Annotated in this window: 14 protein-coding genes and 1 pseudogene; 5 read left to right on the top strand and 10 right to left on the bottom strand. The window is 71.5% G+C overall.

The features are described 5' to 3' along the window. Positions 1-378 precede the first annotated feature (378 nt). From AB0P03_RS04170 to AB0P03_RS04145, 6 genes are all read right to left on the bottom strand, one after another. Positions 379-723: a tRNA-binding protein gene (locus AB0P03_RS04170; RefSeq protein ID WP_363585509.1), complete on the bottom strand. Its 345-nt coding sequence runs from the start codon at positions 721-723 to the stop codon at positions 379-381. Then, complete coding sequence (locus AB0P03_RS04165; RefSeq protein WP_363585508.1) at positions 723-1,625, bottom strand: 2OG-Fe dioxygenase family protein; 903 nt, start codon at positions 1,623-1,625, stop codon at positions 723-725. Before AB0P03_RS04165 ends, AB0P03_RS04170 begins: the two co-directional genes overlap by 1 nt. Positions 1,626-1,992: 367 nt before the next feature. Then, positions 1,993-3,156 carry an alpha-hydroxy-acid oxidizing protein gene (locus AB0P03_RS04160; protein WP_363585507.1) on the bottom strand — a complete coding sequence of 388 codons (1,164 nt, stop codon included), beginning with the start codon at positions 3,154-3,156 and terminating at the stop codon, positions 1,993-1,995. Positions 3,157-3,505: 349 nt separating this feature from the next. Next, entirely contained in the window at positions 3,506-6,715 is a 3,210-nt protein-coding gene (locus AB0P03_RS04155; RefSeq protein WP_363585506.1) for a BTAD domain-containing putative transcriptional regulator, read from the bottom strand. Between the two features lie 9 nt (positions 6,716-6,724). Further along, positions 6,725-7,669 carry a DUF4184 family protein gene (locus AB0P03_RS04150; RefSeq protein ID WP_363585505.1) on the bottom strand — a complete coding sequence of 315 codons (945 nt, stop codon included), beginning with the start codon at positions 7,667-7,669 and terminating at the stop codon, positions 6,725-6,727. Between the two features lie 746 nt (positions 7,670-8,415). Continuing rightward, on the bottom strand, positions 8,416-9,216 hold the full coding sequence (locus AB0P03_RS04145; protein ID WP_363627771.1) for a maleylpyruvate isomerase family mycothiol-dependent enzyme: 801 nt from the start codon (positions 9,214-9,216) through the stop codon (positions 8,416-8,418). Between the two features lie 130 nt (positions 9,217-9,346). On the opposite strand from AB0P03_RS04145, the gene AB0P03_RS04140 reads away from it, so the two are divergent. Beyond that, complete coding sequence (locus tag AB0P03_RS04140) at positions 9,347-9,646, top strand: hypothetical protein (protein ID WP_363627770.1); 300 nt, start codon at positions 9,347-9,349, stop codon at positions 9,644-9,646. A gap of 81 nt (positions 9,647-9,727) precedes the next feature. Next, positions 9,728-9,886, top strand: a pseudogene (locus AB0P03_RS04135) (IS630 family transposase); the annotation flags it as partial. Positions 9,887-9,906: 20 nt separating this feature from the next. Here AB0P03_RS04135 and AB0P03_RS04130 read toward each other — a convergent pair. Together AB0P03_RS04130 and AB0P03_RS04125 are read right to left on the bottom strand one after the other, a co-directional pair. Beyond that, a complete protein-coding gene (locus tag AB0P03_RS04130; protein ID WP_363627769.1) occupies positions 9,907-10,809 on the bottom strand; it encodes a hypothetical protein in 903 nt (300 codons plus the stop codon). Next, positions 10,806-11,132: a PadR family transcriptional regulator gene (locus AB0P03_RS04125; protein WP_363627768.1), complete on the bottom strand. Its 327-nt coding sequence runs from the start codon at positions 11,130-11,132 to the stop codon at positions 10,806-10,808. Before AB0P03_RS04125 ends, AB0P03_RS04130 begins: the two co-directional genes overlap by 4 nt. Here AB0P03_RS04125 and AB0P03_RS04120 point away from each other — a divergent pair. Further along, positions 11,127-11,390 carry a hypothetical protein gene (locus AB0P03_RS04120; protein ID WP_363627767.1) on the top strand — a complete coding sequence of 88 codons (264 nt, stop codon included), beginning with the start codon at positions 11,127-11,129 and terminating at the stop codon, positions 11,388-11,390. The two genes, AB0P03_RS04125 and AB0P03_RS04120, sit on opposite strands and share 6 nt — an antisense overlap. Before the next feature lie 87 nt (positions 11,391-11,477). Here the strand turns inward: AB0P03_RS04120 and AB0P03_RS04115 are convergent, their stop codons facing one another. Then, a complete protein-coding gene (locus AB0P03_RS04115; RefSeq protein ID WP_363585499.1) occupies positions 11,478-12,113 on the bottom strand; it encodes a TetR/AcrR family transcriptional regulator in 636 nt (211 codons plus the stop codon). A gap of 146 nt (positions 12,114-12,259) precedes the next feature. Between AB0P03_RS04115 and AB0P03_RS04110 the strand changes: the two genes are divergently transcribed. Together AB0P03_RS04110 and AB0P03_RS04105 are read left to right on the top strand one after the other, a co-directional pair. Then, positions 12,260-13,018 (top strand): SDR family oxidoreductase, encoded by a 759-nt coding sequence (locus AB0P03_RS04110; protein WP_363627766.1) that lies wholly within the window; start codon positions 12,260-12,262, stop codon positions 13,016-13,018. Between the two features lie 164 nt (positions 13,019-13,182). Next, positions 13,183-13,311 (top strand): hypothetical protein, encoded by a 129-nt coding sequence (locus AB0P03_RS04105; protein WP_363627765.1) that lies wholly within the window; start codon positions 13,183-13,185, stop codon positions 13,309-13,311. A 364-nt stretch (positions 13,312-13,675) separates the two neighbouring features. Here the strand turns inward: AB0P03_RS04105 and AB0P03_RS04100 are convergent, their stop codons facing one another. Next, the gene (locus tag AB0P03_RS04100) at positions 13,676-14,287 is read right to left on the bottom strand and encodes a TetR/AcrR family transcriptional regulator (protein ID WP_363585496.1); all 612 of its coding nucleotides are present in this window, start codon (positions 14,285-14,287) and stop codon (positions 13,676-13,678) included. Between the last annotated feature and the right edge of the window lie 60 nt (positions 14,288-14,347).

The following is a 14,347-nucleotide window of genomic DNA, read 5'->3' as shown; positions in this document are numbered from 1 at the left end:
CACACCGGCACGGCCCACCGGCCACGCGCAGGCGTGCGCGCCGAACCCCCCGCAACTGCCCCGGGCGTCCGGCCGGCACGCCCGAACACCTCGTCCACCGCGACATCGTCAGCGCCCTGCCCACCCTGGACACCAGGATCACCCCCGCCCCGACCGACCCCGGCTTCCCCAGCATGCGCGGACGGAGTTTTGAACGATCAGTGCAGGACCCGGCCGGCGGGGGTGCGCCGGAAGAGGTTGTTCACCCTCCACGAACGGGACCGGGCCGGCCGGTCGGGAGGCCCGGGGGAATCTCCCCCGGGCTCCCACAGAGTGACGTCAGGTCGCTCCTCCGCGGCGTCCCCGGCCCGGTCGTCCGGCCGGTGATGCCGGTTCGCGTCAGAGCAGCCGCGCTCCCGGCTTGACCTCCCGGTCCGGGGCGATCAGGACCACGTCGCCGCCGCCCTCGCCCGGCACCCCGAGGACGAGGACCTCGGACATGAAGTCCGCGACCTGCCGGGGCGGGAGGTTCACCACGGCCATCACCAGGCGACCTTCGAGGTCATCGAGCGCGTACAGGTCGGTGATCTGGGCGCTGGACTTCCGAACGCCCAGATCACCGAAGTCGATCCACAGCTTGTACGCGGGCCGGCGGGCGCGCGCAAACGCCTCGGCACGGACGATCCGGCCCGCACGGATGTCGACGTCCAGGAAGTCGGTGATCGTGATCCCGTCCGCCGCCATCAGACCATCACCGAGGGAAGCAACCCGACCGACATCGGCAGGGCGGAGTGGCAGGCGAGGGAGTCGTGCGTGTGGGAGATGTGACCCTCCAGGGCGGGCTTCCGCGTGAAGAAGATCAGCATATCCCTGGTGGAGGTCTGCTGCGGGTCGGCGGCGACCACCGGGGAGAGGCTGTGCTTCCGCTCGTGGTCGACGACCAGCATGGTGTCGAGGAAGTGGCGGTGCTGGTACTGGCCCACGACGAGCTCCGGCTCAACCTCGTCCCAGCGGACCGCGTTGATCTGCCGCATGTCGTGGAGGAAGGTGATGGCGCTGTCGGCGGTCATGTTCTCACTGCCGAGCAGGGTGGTCATGGTGTGGTCCACGCCGTCGCTGTGCACCCCTTCGAGGGCGGGCTCGCCGACGAGTTCGGGCGTGGTGACGGTCCGCAGGTTGAACAGGGTGCACACCCAGCCGGGGTAGTCGTAGTCCAGCTTCGGGCGGTGCGCGATCTCCACGTCCTGGACCATGAACGCCTTGAACAGGAGCAGCCCCTGGAAGGCCCGGTTCAGCTGGAGGTCGTCACCGACCTCCGCGAACTCACGCTTCTGTCCGGAGTCATGGCGTACGAAGTCCTCGTCCGCCGAGAGCGCGAACGGCTGGAATTCGCCCCGGTCGATCGTCCCGTTCTTCACGTCGAAGTGGAAGCGGCCGTTCTTCGACTGGCGGAAGGGGAGGGTGGGGTCGTCCGGCAGGTCGTCACTCACCCGCTGGAGCTGGGCCAGGTCGGCGTCGGTGGCGCCGAGCCCCTTCAGTAAGCCGGCCATGCGCTCTCCAGGGACGAAAGCCGAACGCTGCTCGACATACTCCTTCTTGATCCGGGTCAACTCGGATATGACCTGGTCGAGGTCGTTGGTGTTCATAGAATGAATACTCCGTTCCGGTTCAGGGGACGACTCCCCGCAGGCTCTCGTGTCATCGGTGACGTCCGCCCTGGGGCGGAACCGATCGCCTCCGACGAGAAAAACCTACGAGCAGCTGATCAATGATCAGTCAACGATGGATCTACGTGCGCGTCATGGCTGATTCAAGGTCTTGACGGCTCCACGGACCCGCAGATCACAGTCAAGTGACGGCCAGTCATACACATGAACTCCTGACGGTCAAGCCGACCACAGAGATCCGGTCAGGACCGCTTTCACCACAACCGGGTTCACGTAGTCCGGGGAAGCACGGACCGCATCGCCACCGAATACGTGTCGTGAATTCGGCCGTCGACCGTCGGCCGTCTCAGAGGCGCACCAGCGCCTCGCGGGTCAGGTCGGCCAGGGCCGGGTAGCCGTCGACCGCCATGAGCAGGTCGGCCTCCGCCAGCAGTGAGCGCAGCACGTGCACGATGCCGTCCTCGCCGCCGAGCGCCAGCCCGTACGCGTACGGGCGGCCGACGCCGACCGCGGTGGCGCCGAGGGCGAGCGCCTTGACGACGTCGGCGCCGCTGCGCACCCCGGAGTCGAAGAGCACCGGCAGAGCGCCCGCCGCCTCGACCACGGCGGGCAGCGCGTCCAGGGCGGGCAGGCCTCCGTTGGCCTGGCGGCCACCGTGGTTGGAGCAGTAGAGACCGTCGACGCCGCCGTCCCGGGCCCGGCGGACGTCCTCGGGGTGACAGACGCCCTTGAGGATGATCGGCAGGTCGGTGAGCGAGCGCAGCCACGGCAGGTCGTCCCAGGTCAGCGGGTTGCCGAAGAGACCGGCCCACTCCAGGATCGCCGCACCCGGATCCTCCTCGGGAGCCTTGGCCAGGCGGGCCCGGAAGACCGGGTCGGTGAAGTAGTTCGCCAGGCAGTGGCCGCGCAGCTGGGGGAAGTTGGAGGTGGCGAGGTCGCGCGGGCGCCAGCCGGTGATCCAGGTGTCCAGGGTGACCACGATGCCCCGGAAGCCGACCGCCTCCGCGCGGTGCACCAGGCTGGCGGCGAGGTCTCGGTCGGTCGGGGTGTAGAGCTGGAAGAAGCCGGGCGTGTCGCCGAACTCGGCCGCGACCTGCTCCAGCGGGTCGACGGTGAGGGTGGAGGCCACCATCGGCACGCCGGTGCGGGCGGCGGCCCTGGCGGCGGCGAGGTCTCCGTGGCCGTCCTGGGCGCAGAGGCCGATCACGCCGACCGGCGCCAGGAACAGCGGCGAGGGCAGGGTGTGGCCGAACAGGTCGACGGTCAGGTCGCGACGGGCGGCGCCGACCATCATCCGGGGGTAGAGGCCCCACCGCTCGAAGGCCCGGACGTTGGCGCGCTGGGTGTGCTCGTCCCCCGCGCCGCCGGCCACGTACGACCAGATCGACGGGGGGAGGGCGGCCTGCGCCCCGGCCTCCAGCCCGGCGTACGTCATCGGCAGGGCGGGCTGCACCCCGCGCAGGCCCTCGAAGTAGATCTCGTTCTGGTAGTCACCGAACTGCTGGGCCATGGTTCCCAACCTCCTGTTGGTGCGGTGCGGTGCGGTGCGGTGTCCGTGTGCGGGAGTGACGGGAGTGACGGTTGCGTTGATCTGATGTCTACCGGCCCCTGCGAGCGTTCGGACGTCTTGCCGTAGGTACGTAGGGAGCGTCATCCGTGTTTCGAACGATTGTTGTCCGTACGGCTGTTGCCGGTGCGGCCGTGCTGGTGCCGGTGGTGGGCGCTGTTGCCGTGGGCGCGGGGGCCCCCGTGCGACAGGGCTCGCCGACCGAGCCGTCGGCGCAGGCCTGCGGCGGGTCGGCCGACGTGCACTGCCTCTCGGGGCGCATCGCGTGGAACGGCACCGGTCTCGTCATCCGCTACCGGGGGTGAGGGGTCCGGTCGGCGGTCGCCAGGGCGGCCAGCATCGACGTCACGTCGGCGGCCTCCGGGGCGCTGAGGCGGCTGAGCAGTAGGCGCGCCTTCGCTTCCTGATGCCGGGCGGCGTGGTGGTCGCTGCGGGCGGTCATCGCATGGGCCAACACCAGGTGGGCGAGAGCGCGTTCGCGCTGTCGCCCACCTGCTTCTGCGAGGTCCAGTGCCCGCTCCGCCTGCTGAACGGCCTCGTCGAGCCGTCCGAGCAGGCGCAGGACGTCGGCCAGGCGGCTTCGGGCGGCCGACTCCCGGTTGAGATCGCCGGTGACGCCCGCGCAGCAGATGCAGGACCGCAGCTGCGCCGCGGCGTCGTCGAGTCGGCCCAGTTCCTGGTAGGCGAGGCCGAGGACGTAGTGCACGTACGCGGTCATCGCGACGTCGGCGGTCCCCCCGGGTTCGGCGAGGATCCGCTGACAGGTCTGCACCGCCGTGGCCACGTGACCGGTGCGGATGCGGGACAGGGCCGCGTTCGCGGTGCTCGCCACCTCGCCGGACCGGTGGCCGAGCTGCCGGGCGAGCGCCACCGCCTCGTCGAAGGCGGCGATCGCCTCCTCGTGCCGGCCCTCGGCCTGGGCGATGAGGCCCAGGTCGTTGAGGGCTTGCCGGAGAACGGCCGGGTCCTCCGCCTCCCGGCAGGCTTCGGCCGCCTGCCGGGCCTGTGCGCCGGCCTCGCCGAGCCGGGCCCGGGCCAGCAGGACCGTGCCGAGGAGGAACCGCGACCGGCCCTCCGCGCAACGGTCGCCGGCCGCGACGGCGGCGGCGATCAGCGTGCGGGTGGCGTCTTCCGCTCGGCCGCCGACGGCGCCGAGGCCGAGCGGGCTGAGGGCGATCAGCAGGTTGACGGCCGCCCGCAGGTCGGTCATCGCCGAGGGCCGGCCGTCGGCGAGGGCGCGCAGGGTGTCCGTCGCGACGGCGGCCGCGAGCGCCACGGCGCCGGGTGTCTCGGTCCGGGCCCACCGGCGGGCGTCCGCCAGATCCGCGAAGACCGGGGATACCGGGGAGACCGGGGAGACCGAGGGGCGCAAGGAAGCCGGGGCGACCGGGGAGCGGCCTGGACGGGCGGCCGGGGAGCGGCCAGGAGGGGCGGCCGGCTGCTGGAGCGGCTCGCCGAAGACGTCGGCGACCGGGTCGCCGGGTACGGCGAGGGTGAAGGCCGTACGGGCGCAGCCGAGCAGATGGGTCAGCAGCCGCTGCTGGGCGCCGGCCCGTTCGTGGTCGCCGGTCCGCAGCGACGCCCGGCGGGCGAAGGCGCGCACCAGGTCGTGGTAGCGGTAGCGCCCGGCGCCCGTCGACTCCAGCAGCGCCTGGTCCACCAGCGACTCCGCGAGCCGCTCCGCCTGGTACTCCGCCAGGCCCAGGACTGCGGCTGCCGATGCCAGACCGAGGTCGGGCTCCGCCCAGGAGAGCATCCGGAACGCCGTGGCCAGGGGTGGTGGGAGCAGCCGGTAGCTGAGCTCGAAGACCTGCTCGATCGCCAGGTCGCCCGTGCGCAGGGCGTCGATGCCCTCGCGGTCGTCGGCCAGGCTCCGGACGAGCTCGGCGATCGGCTGGTCCGGGGTGGCGGCGAGCCGGGCCGCGGCGATCCGTACGGCCAGGGGGAGCCGGCCGCAGGCATCGACCAGCATCCTGGCCTGGGGGCCCTGTCCGGACCGGCGTGCCGCGCCGATGACCGAGTCGAGCAGGCCGATCGCCTCGGGCTCGCTGAACACGTCCAGCGCGACGTGCAGGACCGACGGCACACTGGTGAGCACCGTGCGACTGGTGACGATGACCGCGCAGTCCGACGAGCCGGGCAGCAACGGCTGGATCTGGGCCTCGTCGCGTGCGTTGTCCAGGAGGATGAGCAGCCGTCGTCCCGCGCTGGCGGTCCGGAACAGCGCCGACCTGCTTTCTAGGTCCTTGGGCACAACTGCCGCCCGGACGCCCAGCGTTGTCAGGAAGTCCGCCAGGATGTCGGACGCGTTCGCGGGCACCAGGTCGGCGCCGCGCAGGTCCGCGTACAGCCGGCCGTCGGGGAAGTCCGGGCGCACGGTGTGGGCGGCTCGCACCGCGAGGGTCGTCTTCCCCACCCCGGCCATCCCGGTCACGGTCACCAGTCGCAGTGCGGGGCTGGTCCGTCCGGCCGGTGCTTGCCCGGTCAGCGCTTGTCCGATTCCGGCGATGTGCTCCTGCCGTCCGATGAACTGTGCCAGCACCGGGGGGAGTTGGTCCAGGGCTTCACTGTCGGCCGCATCGCCTGCGCTGCGGTCGACGTCTCGTTCGACGTCTCGTTCGGCGCCTCGGTCAGCCGACGCGGGCGATAACGGTACGTCTGGGCGTAAGCCCGGACCGGGTGCAGCGGTCCTCGATCGCATGGCGGCATCCACACCGAGATCGTGACACAACTCCGTGAGCGCGGGCGCCGGTTCGATCCCCAGCTGCTCGACCAACCGTAATCGAAGCGCGTCGTAGACCGCACGCGCCTCGGACGTGCGCCCTTGCCGCCGCAGCGCGCGGATGAGCAGTTCCTGGAGGCGCTCGTGGAGCGGGTGGTCACCGGCCAGCTGCTCCAGCTCCGACAGGTAGCCGGAGGGAGCGTCGAGGGCCGCGCCGAGTCCCGCACCGTGGGCCACGTCGAGGGCCACGTCGAGGGCGAGGCGCTCCTCCAGGAGGGTGAGGCGCAGCCTCGAAAGCCGCTCCCGCTCGCGGCACATGAGCGGCCCTGGCAGGCCGGCGAGCGGCTCCCCGCGCCACTGGGCCAGGGCTTCTCCCAGTGCGTTCCGGGCGTCCTGCGGGCGCTTGGCGGCGCACGTCCCGGCCAGTTCCTGCAAGCGCTTGACCCGCCACAGGTCCACGCGGTCCGGCTCGACGGCCAGACGGTAGCCACCCGTTCGGGAGACCAGCACCCTGGGCGCCGTGCGCACGGGCTCCAGCAGGTTCCGCAGCTGCCACACGTAGGTGCGCAAGCTGGTGTCGGGCGCACCGGGCGGCCGGTCTCCCCACAGGCCGTCGATCAGCTCGTCGACCGTCACGACCGCGTTCGGGCGCAGCAGCAGGGCGGCCAGTACCGACCGCTGCTGCGGGCCGCCGAAGTGCAGGTCCGTGCCGGCGCGCCGGACCCGCAGCTCGCCGAGTAACGCGAAGCTCAGCGAATCCTGATCATGATCTGGACGCACGTGTTCCCCTCATCTGGTCGGCCGGGTACCGAACCGGCCATCGGCCTCTGCCTGGTGTTCCGATTGTCGGTGAACGGCCCCGCGTTCTCCCTGCGGACCCGGGCGTACTGTGTCAACTCTGCCCCGGCGGAGGCGGGTTGCCGTGAGGGCGCGCCGACTCCACCACATGAGGACGTACAGGGCCAGGCTGCCGATCAGGCCGGCGCCCGCGCCCTTCGCCGCGTCGGACAGCACCCCTTCGACGACGGCGCTCAGCGGCAGCCCGTCGGCCACCGCCTCCGGGCCGGCGAGCCACCGCCAGGCGTGGGCAACGGCTCCGACGAGCGTGACCAGGGCCATGGCGAGGAGGACGGGGCGCCGGGTTTCGCTGCCAGGCTTCGTGCGGCCCTCAGTGGCGAGGAAGCGGGCCCGCCTCGGCCACACGTACACCGCGATGGCGGCCAGGCCGCCGATCGTGCTCGCGTGCTGCAACGCCCGCGCCCAGGTGAGGCTGCCCACCAGCGTGGAGTTGAGCCAGGGCGTACGGGCGACCACGAAGCCGTCGAAGTGGGTGAAGGCGTCCCAGACCAGGTGCGTGGCGATGCCGATCAGGGCGGACAGCACGATCCACCCGGCTCGTCGCGCCAGCGCGCCGGCAGCGCGGAGCCGCGACGCGGCGCTGGGCTCCGGCAGCGGCAGCGGCAGCAGGGACGCCAGCGGGCGTTCGCCGGCGCGGAGCAGTCCCCACAGGGCGAGGGCGTACGGCAGGGCGACGGTGACGGCGCCCGGAGCGCTGTGCGAGGTCGTGGCGTTGACGAACGGTTCGTACCAGGACTGCGCACTGACGGGCAGTCCCGTGGTGACGACGAAGTAGGGCAGGTCCGGTGCGACGGCTCCGGCGACCAGCGCGGCCCGACTGAAGGGTCTCCGCAGCAACGGCAGTACGGCCGCGGGGTGGGCCAGGGTGAACGGCATGAGCATCCTCTCGCGCAGACCTCAATAGTCCGTCGAACGGAATGCTACGTCAAACGGACTAATAACCTCTGGCGGATGCGCCGCGTCATCCCTCGCGGCTCCGGCTGCGGCGGGCGACCGTGCTGTCGATGCCCAAGGCCCGATAGGCCAGATGGGCCTGAACGCCGTCCGGAATCCAGCATCCTCCCCATCCTCCCCGTCACGGTCGCGGCGGGTCCGCTCGCAGAAGCCAACCCTCACCACCGGCGAACTCAATGCCCTGGAAGGAAGCACCGAACGCCACCTGGTCGAACCCGACTTCCCGGTGCAGAGAGGTTGTCGTCTTTCCAGGCTTGAGGACTGCGTTCTCGCTGGTCAGGCATAGGGTCGGCGGTCTCGTGGCAGTGGTGACGTGTCGTGTCGTCGCTTTGGTGGAGGTCGAGGATGCCGTCGGTCGTGGGACTGCTGGAACAGCGTGAGCTCACCGCTCGCCGTCGTGTCGACGATCTGCGGGAGGAGGCCGACCGCCTCCAGACGGAGCTGCCCGTGGCCGAGCGGGAGTGGAACGAGTGGGTCATCGCCCGCTCACGCGTTGGCGAGGTACTGGCCCCGGGCAACGACGCCGTCGTCGGCCCCGCCGCCTCCGAGGGTCTGCCGGCTCCCGGTGTGCAACCGGCGCGGCCCGAACCGGCGGAGGCGGCGAACAATCGTGTCCTACCGGCTCGAGGCCCGGTCCCCGCCCCGCCCCGCCCCGTCCCCGCTACGTCCTACTTCTCCTCCGGCTCCCAGGCGCGGAGCAGGTCGAGCAGCCCTGCGTCTCCGTCAACGTGCAAGGAGTCGGCCTGGATCCGGTCGTACAGGTAGAGGACCAGCTCACTGGCCGTGCCGTGGACGGAGGCGCCGGCTGCGTCCGAGTCCTCGCCGGTCGCGGCGGTGGGCGCGGGGATGCGGGTGGTGCGTGCGCCGTCGCCGTCGACGGTGAGGCGCCAGGAGCGGCCCTCGGCGGCGTGGAAGTCGAAGGCCGTGGGCTTGTGCGGCCAGGCACTCGGCGTTCCGCAGACGGTGAACAGGAACTCCTCCACACCGTCGAGTACCACCTCGACCGGCAGCGGCTGCGGGGCGCCCCAGGCGAGCTGGGCGTCGTACGTGTGCACCGCGGTCTCCTGGACCCGGTGCCGGGCGACACCGCCGGAGGTTGGCGGTGACTGCGACGCGGGCCACCACGTCCAGCAACCGCTCTCCGGTCCTGCCTCGCGCAGGGCGCTCAGCAGAAGCTGCGTCGACGTGGCCAACCAGGCCAGCAGGGCCTCACGCTCCCGCGGCACTACCAGAGCGGCGCGCGCGGCGACGGCCTCGGCCGGGGGCGCGTCGGCAGGCCCCGCACCGACGATGGCGGCCCAGAAACGGTCTCCCCCGCCCAGGTGCTTCACCAGATCGAACAACGTCCACCCGGGGCAGGTCGGCACCTGTGCGTCAAGACTGGGCGCGGCGGCGACCACGGCGCGGAAGGCGGTCGACCGTTCATCGATCAGTCGCAGCAGGTCAGGGAACTCAAGATTCTTTTCCACGCCGGATGTCTATCACCGTGCTCCGGTGATCGGACAGCGATTTTCACAGTCGCCGCCGGTTGGCCACTGCGGACGTCTCGCCTCCCACCGCTCGGGTGACAAGCTGCGCACTGCTGCGAGGACGCCGGTGGTGGCGGTACGCCAGGCGTCGTGCCTGTGGGTGCCCTGGCCTCGCCGCGCGGCCGGGCACCTCGGCGACGTGACGTCCACCCGGTACGCGCTGTTCGGAGACCTTGTGTCGCGCCTCGAGGACGACTTCGCCATGCGGTGTGCGACCGAGCGAGACGCCCAGGACCGCAGTGAGTACGGTCGTGTCACCGTACCGGCAGATGCGACCGTGTGCGGGACTCGGATCGTCGTCTGCGTGAGCGAGTTCGGGTCGCCGGCCCTGGTCTGCGCGGACAACCCCGGCGCCTTCCTGGTGCTCTGACCGCGAAGGTTCACCGGGTTCGCGGTGGCACGGTCCGGACCGGTTGGACGTGGGTGGACATCCGAGGTTCGGGGAGGCGTGGTGGCGGAGCCGGTCAAGGTCCGGAGACTGGCCGGCCAGGAGGGCCCGCAGTTACAGCGGATTGTGCGGCGTGGCAGTACGGGTTCGGTGCGCTACCGGCGGGCGATGATGTTGCTGGCCTCGGCCGGCGGGAACCGCGTGCCGGTCATCGCCCAGCTGCACCGTCCCCGAGCTGCCGGTCAGCGGAGGAGGCGACCGCTTCGCTTCAGGCGGCCGGCGAGCCCGACGGCCACCACGGTGGCCGGCAGCGCGGCCGCCAGGCACGCCACGACAGCCGCCTCGCCCCACGCCACCGTGTAGGCGTGGGCGAGCAGCGGCGGGGAGGCCAGGGCCATCGCCGCCAGCTCGCGGCCGCCCCGCGATCCACTGGACCAGGTCAGCGCGACACCGGTCGCGGCGAGGACGACCAGCGGCCAGCACCCGTAGTCGGTGCTGACCCACGGCACCCCGTGCGAGGCGATGGCCGCCCGCGGCACGACCACGAGCGCGACCACGGCAGCGGCCTCGCCCGCTCGCCCCGCCGCGACGCCCTCCGCCCGCCGGTCCTGCGGGCAGGCGAGCAGCACGGCCGCCGCCAGAACCATCGCGGCCGGGGTGACCACCGGGTCACCGAACCCCGGCCCGCTGACCACCGCGGCCACCGCGAAGGAGAGCAGCCCGGCCACCGCGCAGGGCACCCCCACGCGCCACCGGCCGGTCAGCGCCGCTACCGCCCCCGCGACCACGACCAGCGACGAGACGAGCAGCGCGCCCCACGCCCCCGACAGGTCGGCTTCGAGTCGCGCCCCCAACGGGGCGGGCGAGGAGACGACGTCGGCGTACCAGGTCAGCAGGTGCAGGCCGCAGGCGGCGGCCGAGGCGGCCAGCGCGAAGGGGTACGCCAGCGCGAGGACCTTCGCGACGGGAGCGGCCGGGCCCAGCCCCATCCGCATCCTCATCGCGTGCGCCGCCAGACCCGCGCCCTCCCGCAGCCGCGAACCCAGCGGCTCGCCCGCGGTCATCTCGCGGAAGGTCGCGACGATCTCCCCGCCGTGGGCCCGGCGGTAGGCGGCGGGATAGAGCCGCAGGACGCGCTCGATCATGCGGAGGCCGCCGGCGGCTTGGCGACGGACAGGCGGCGGGTGGCCTCCTTCGCCGCCGCGGCCAGGCGCTCGGCCTCCACCGCGAGCCGCTCCCGCCCCGCCGGGGACAAGGTGAAGATCCGCCGGGCCCGGCCGTCGACGATCTCCTCGCGGTCGATGTCGATCAGGCCGTCGGCCAGCAGCCGGTCCAGGGCCCCGTACAGCGCACCCGTGCGCAGCGCGACCCGGCCGCCGGTCATCGTCTTGACCTCCTGCGCGATGGCGTATCCGTGCCGGGGCGCGTCCGCGAGGGCGGTCAGCACCATCAGGGTGGGCTCTTGCATCACACGTTCACTCACCTCACGAAGATAGTCACTCCGCCGGACCATCTCAACGCGGTCGGTCGGGGTCCTGAGGTGCGGTGCCGGGGCTTATCGCCGTTCGGCGCGTCATTCGGCGCTCCGTTCGGCGCTCCGTTCGACGCCCGGTTCCTGCGCGGGCAGGCCGCGGAGCAGCGTGCCGAGGAACAGTTCGAAGCGGGGGGTGCTGTCGCCGAGGTCGAGGGGGTGCTCCTGAACAGCGGTGATGCGCTGACCGCTTGAGCTCGCCTTCGTTTGCCGACAGGTATCGCGGGTGAAGGCGTCGCGGTCTTTGGCATTGCGCGTCAGTGTCGAAGTTCCGGCTTCCGGTCAGGCCAGCGGGTCGGGGGTGTATCTGGCGAGCATGGTCTCGACGGCCTCTTCGACAGCGTTGTGGATGTCGGAGGCTGCGGGGTTCCAGCCGGTCAGCAGCATGCGGGGCCACAGGACGTAGTTGGCGATCATGCCGAGGAACTGGTTCGCGGCGCTCTCAGCGTCGGGCACATCAGCGTTGCCCGCCTCATGCTCGGATTCCAAGTAGTGCTGGACGGAGGCGAAGTAGGGCAGTTTGCCGAGCTGGAACTGCATCCGTCCCAGCTCGGGGAAACGAGGCAGTTCGGCGATGACGATCCGGAACAGGCCTGTCATGCGGGGCTGGCTGATCAGGTCGGCGTAGCGGTGGCCGATGGCTGTCAGCCCGGAGCGCAGATCTCCCGCCTGCGGCCGGGCGGCGGTATCGCCGGCGTCACGCTGCCAGGACTCGGTGACGATGGCCTCGAAGAGGGCCGCCTTGGTGGGGAACCGCTTGAACAGGGTGGACTTCGAGACCCCGGCCGCTTCGGCGATCCGTGCGAGGGAAGTGCCGGCGTAGCCACGGTCCAAGAACAGTTCTGTGGCCGCGGAGGTGATCGCCTCGCGCTTCTGCTGGGCGAGCCTGCGGTGATGCGCGGTGAGTTCTGCTGCCATGCGGAGAGTATGCCGCAGTCCCGAGGCGAGTCACTTGACTCGCCTCGGGGGTCCGCTTACGGTGCACCAACAAGGCGAGTCAAGTGACTCGCATCTGATCTGTGACACCTGGGCGGATCCTGGTTGTCGCACGGTGGAGGAAGTTCATGACAATCGACAAGATCGCTTTGGTGACCGGTGCGAATCGCGGCCTCGGGCGCAGCGCGGCCATCGCCCTGGCCACACGCGGAGTGCGGGTCGTGGTCACCCACCGCGGCGATGTGGCCGGGGCTGAGAAGACGGCGGAACAGGTGCGGGCCGTGGGTGGGACTGCCGCTGTTCTCCGGCTCGACATCAGCGACGTCTCCTCCTTCGCGTCCTTCACCTCCGAACTGGGCGCGCAGCTGGAGCGCTGGGGTACTTCGAGGCTCGACATCCTGGTCAACAACGCGGGAGTGGGAGTCTTCGGGCCGCTGGAGACTGTCACGATCGACGACTTCGACACGGTGATGGGCACCAACGTCCGGGGCACGTTCTTCCTCATCCAGTCGCTCGTGCCGCTGCTGGCCCAGGGCGGCCAGGTCATCAACGTCTCGACGTCACTGACCCGCCACACCAGCCCCGCCACCTCGGCCTACTCCGCGTCGAAGGCCGCCGTCGAAGCTCTGAGCCGCACCCTCGCCGCAGAACTCGGACCACGCGGCATCCGGGTCAACTCCATCGCCCCGGGGCCGACCGCCACCGACTTCAACGGTGGAGCGATGCGGGACGACGCCGGAATGCGCCAGGTTCTGGCCGGACAGACCGCGCTCGGCCGCGTCGGCGAACCTGAGGAGATCGGCGACGCCATCGCTACGCTGGCCTCCGAGGGACTGCGCTGGGTCACCGCCCAGCGCATCGAGGTCTCCGGCGGTGCTCTCCTGTGACGCCGGGCGACGGTCGGTAGGGAAGCAGGCAGTGACGGCCCCGGCTCACTCCGAGCCGACCGACTCGTCCTCATCCTCGTCCAGCTCTGGCGCATCAGGGTCCCGAAGCGGGCTCAGGGCGCCGGCGGCCGGAAGGATGGCGGTGACCACTGTGCTGGACGACCATGATCGTTCTCACCGATAACGGCTGTACCGATGTTCAACTCAGCGCCGCCAGCTACCAGCCGGCCCCCGGCGACGTGGAGGGCTGGGCCTTCGGCGCGGGCGGCCAGCCGAGCGTCACCGCGCCGTAGCACCGACCCGGTACGCGCGCCGCTGCGGACGACCTGCGGCGGCGCGCGCTTGGCGGGCACCGCCGCCATCCTCTACTTCACACTCGTGGTGCACCTGCCCGCCGCACTGGCCCTCTCTGTCAGCCTTGGGTGAGACAGCCCGCTTTGGCGGGTTGGCCTGAGAGGGCCCGAGCAGCAGTTCCACCCCTGGTGACCAGCACCGATCCGTCCGCCCGTGGTGGACGAGGCGTTCACCGCCGTCGAACACGAGCTGGGCACCACGGCCGCAGCCGGGGCGGGGCATAGTGATCAGGTCCATCCACGCCATGCCGGCCAGGACCGGCCGAACCGAGGAGAGCTCACGGTTGCGGAAGGCCGTGGCCCGTCAGGATGACGGCGGTCGCTGGAGGCCCTGGAGGAGCAGGTCGACCAGGCGGCGGGGGTCGTAGCGGGGGTCGTCGTCGCGGCCGGCGCAGAGGTTGCCGATGCCGCGCATCAGTTCGTAGGCCTGCGTTCCGGGCCTGGTCTCGCCGGCCTCGGCCGCGGCGGCGAGCAGTTGGGCGCAGACGGGCACCAGGCGGTCGAGGAAGTAGGCGTGCAGCGCGTCGAAGCCGCCGCCGTCCGATTGCAGCGCGTTGGCGAGTCCGTGTTTGGTGACCAGGAAGTCGACGAAGAGGTCGACCCATTGGCGAAGTGCCGCGAACGGGGAGTCGGCCTCGGCCAGCAGGGCCGGGCCGGCTTCGGCGCAGGCCTCGACCTGGTGGCGGTAGACGGCGACGACGAGGTCCGCGCGGGTCGGGAAGTGGCGGTAGATCGTCCCCGTTCCGACGCCCGCCCTGGCCGCGATCTCGCGGATCGGCGCGTCGACGCCGGAGGAGACGAACACCTCGGCGGCGGCGGCCAGCAGCGTCTGCCGGTTGCGCTGCGCGTCGGCCCGCCTTCCCCTGGCCGGCGACTCCCCGGGCCGGGTCTCCCCGGACTGGCCCGCAGTGGACACCACGCTCTCCTCCCGATAGTCGTTGACGAAGCGGAACGCTGTTCCGTATAGTAAGTGGAA

This window comes from Kitasatospora sp. NPDC088779 (genome assembly GCF_040685395.1).
Lineage (GTDB): Bacteria > Actinomycetota > Actinomycetes > Streptomycetales > Streptomycetaceae > Kitasatospora.
Note: the sequence above shows the minus strand (reverse complement) of the source record. Positions and strands in the feature narration are given on the sequence as shown.

Excerpts from the sequence above, each read along its gene's own strand:
- AB0P03_RS04170 (WP_363585509.1), bottom strand. The coding sequence starts at position 723 with ATGGCGGCGGACGGGATCACGATCACCGACTTCCTGGACGTCGACATC.
- AB0P03_RS04165 (WP_363585508.1), bottom strand. The coding sequence starts at position 1,625 with ATGAACACCAACGACCTCGACCAGGTCATATCCGAGTTGACCCGGATC.
- AB0P03_RS04160 (WP_363585507.1), bottom strand. The coding sequence starts at position 3,156 with ATGGCCCAGCAGTTCGGTGACTACCAGAACGAGATCTACTTCGAGGGC.
- AB0P03_RS04150 (WP_363585505.1), bottom strand. The coding sequence starts at position 7,669 with ATGCCGTTCACCCTGGCCCACCCCGCGGCCGTACTGCCGTTGCTGCGG.
- AB0P03_RS04130 (WP_363627769.1), bottom strand. The coding sequence starts at position 10,809 with ATGATCGAGCGCGTCCTGCGGCTCTATCCCGCCGCCTACCGCCGGGCC.
- AB0P03_RS04125 (WP_363627768.1), bottom strand. The coding sequence starts at position 11,132 with ATGCAAGAGCCCACCCTGATGGTGCTGACCGCCCTCGCGGACGCGCCC.
- AB0P03_RS04115 (WP_363585499.1), bottom strand. The coding sequence starts at position 12,113 with ATGGCAGCAGAACTCACCGCGCATCACCGCAGGCTCGCCCAGCAGAAG.
- AB0P03_RS04110 (WP_363627766.1), top strand. The coding sequence starts at position 12,260 with ATGACAATCGACAAGATCGCTTTGGTGACCGGTGCGAATCGCGGCCTC.
- AB0P03_RS04105 (WP_363627765.1), top strand. The coding sequence starts at position 13,183 with ATGATCGTTCTCACCGATAACGGCTGTACCGATGTTCAACTCAGCGCC.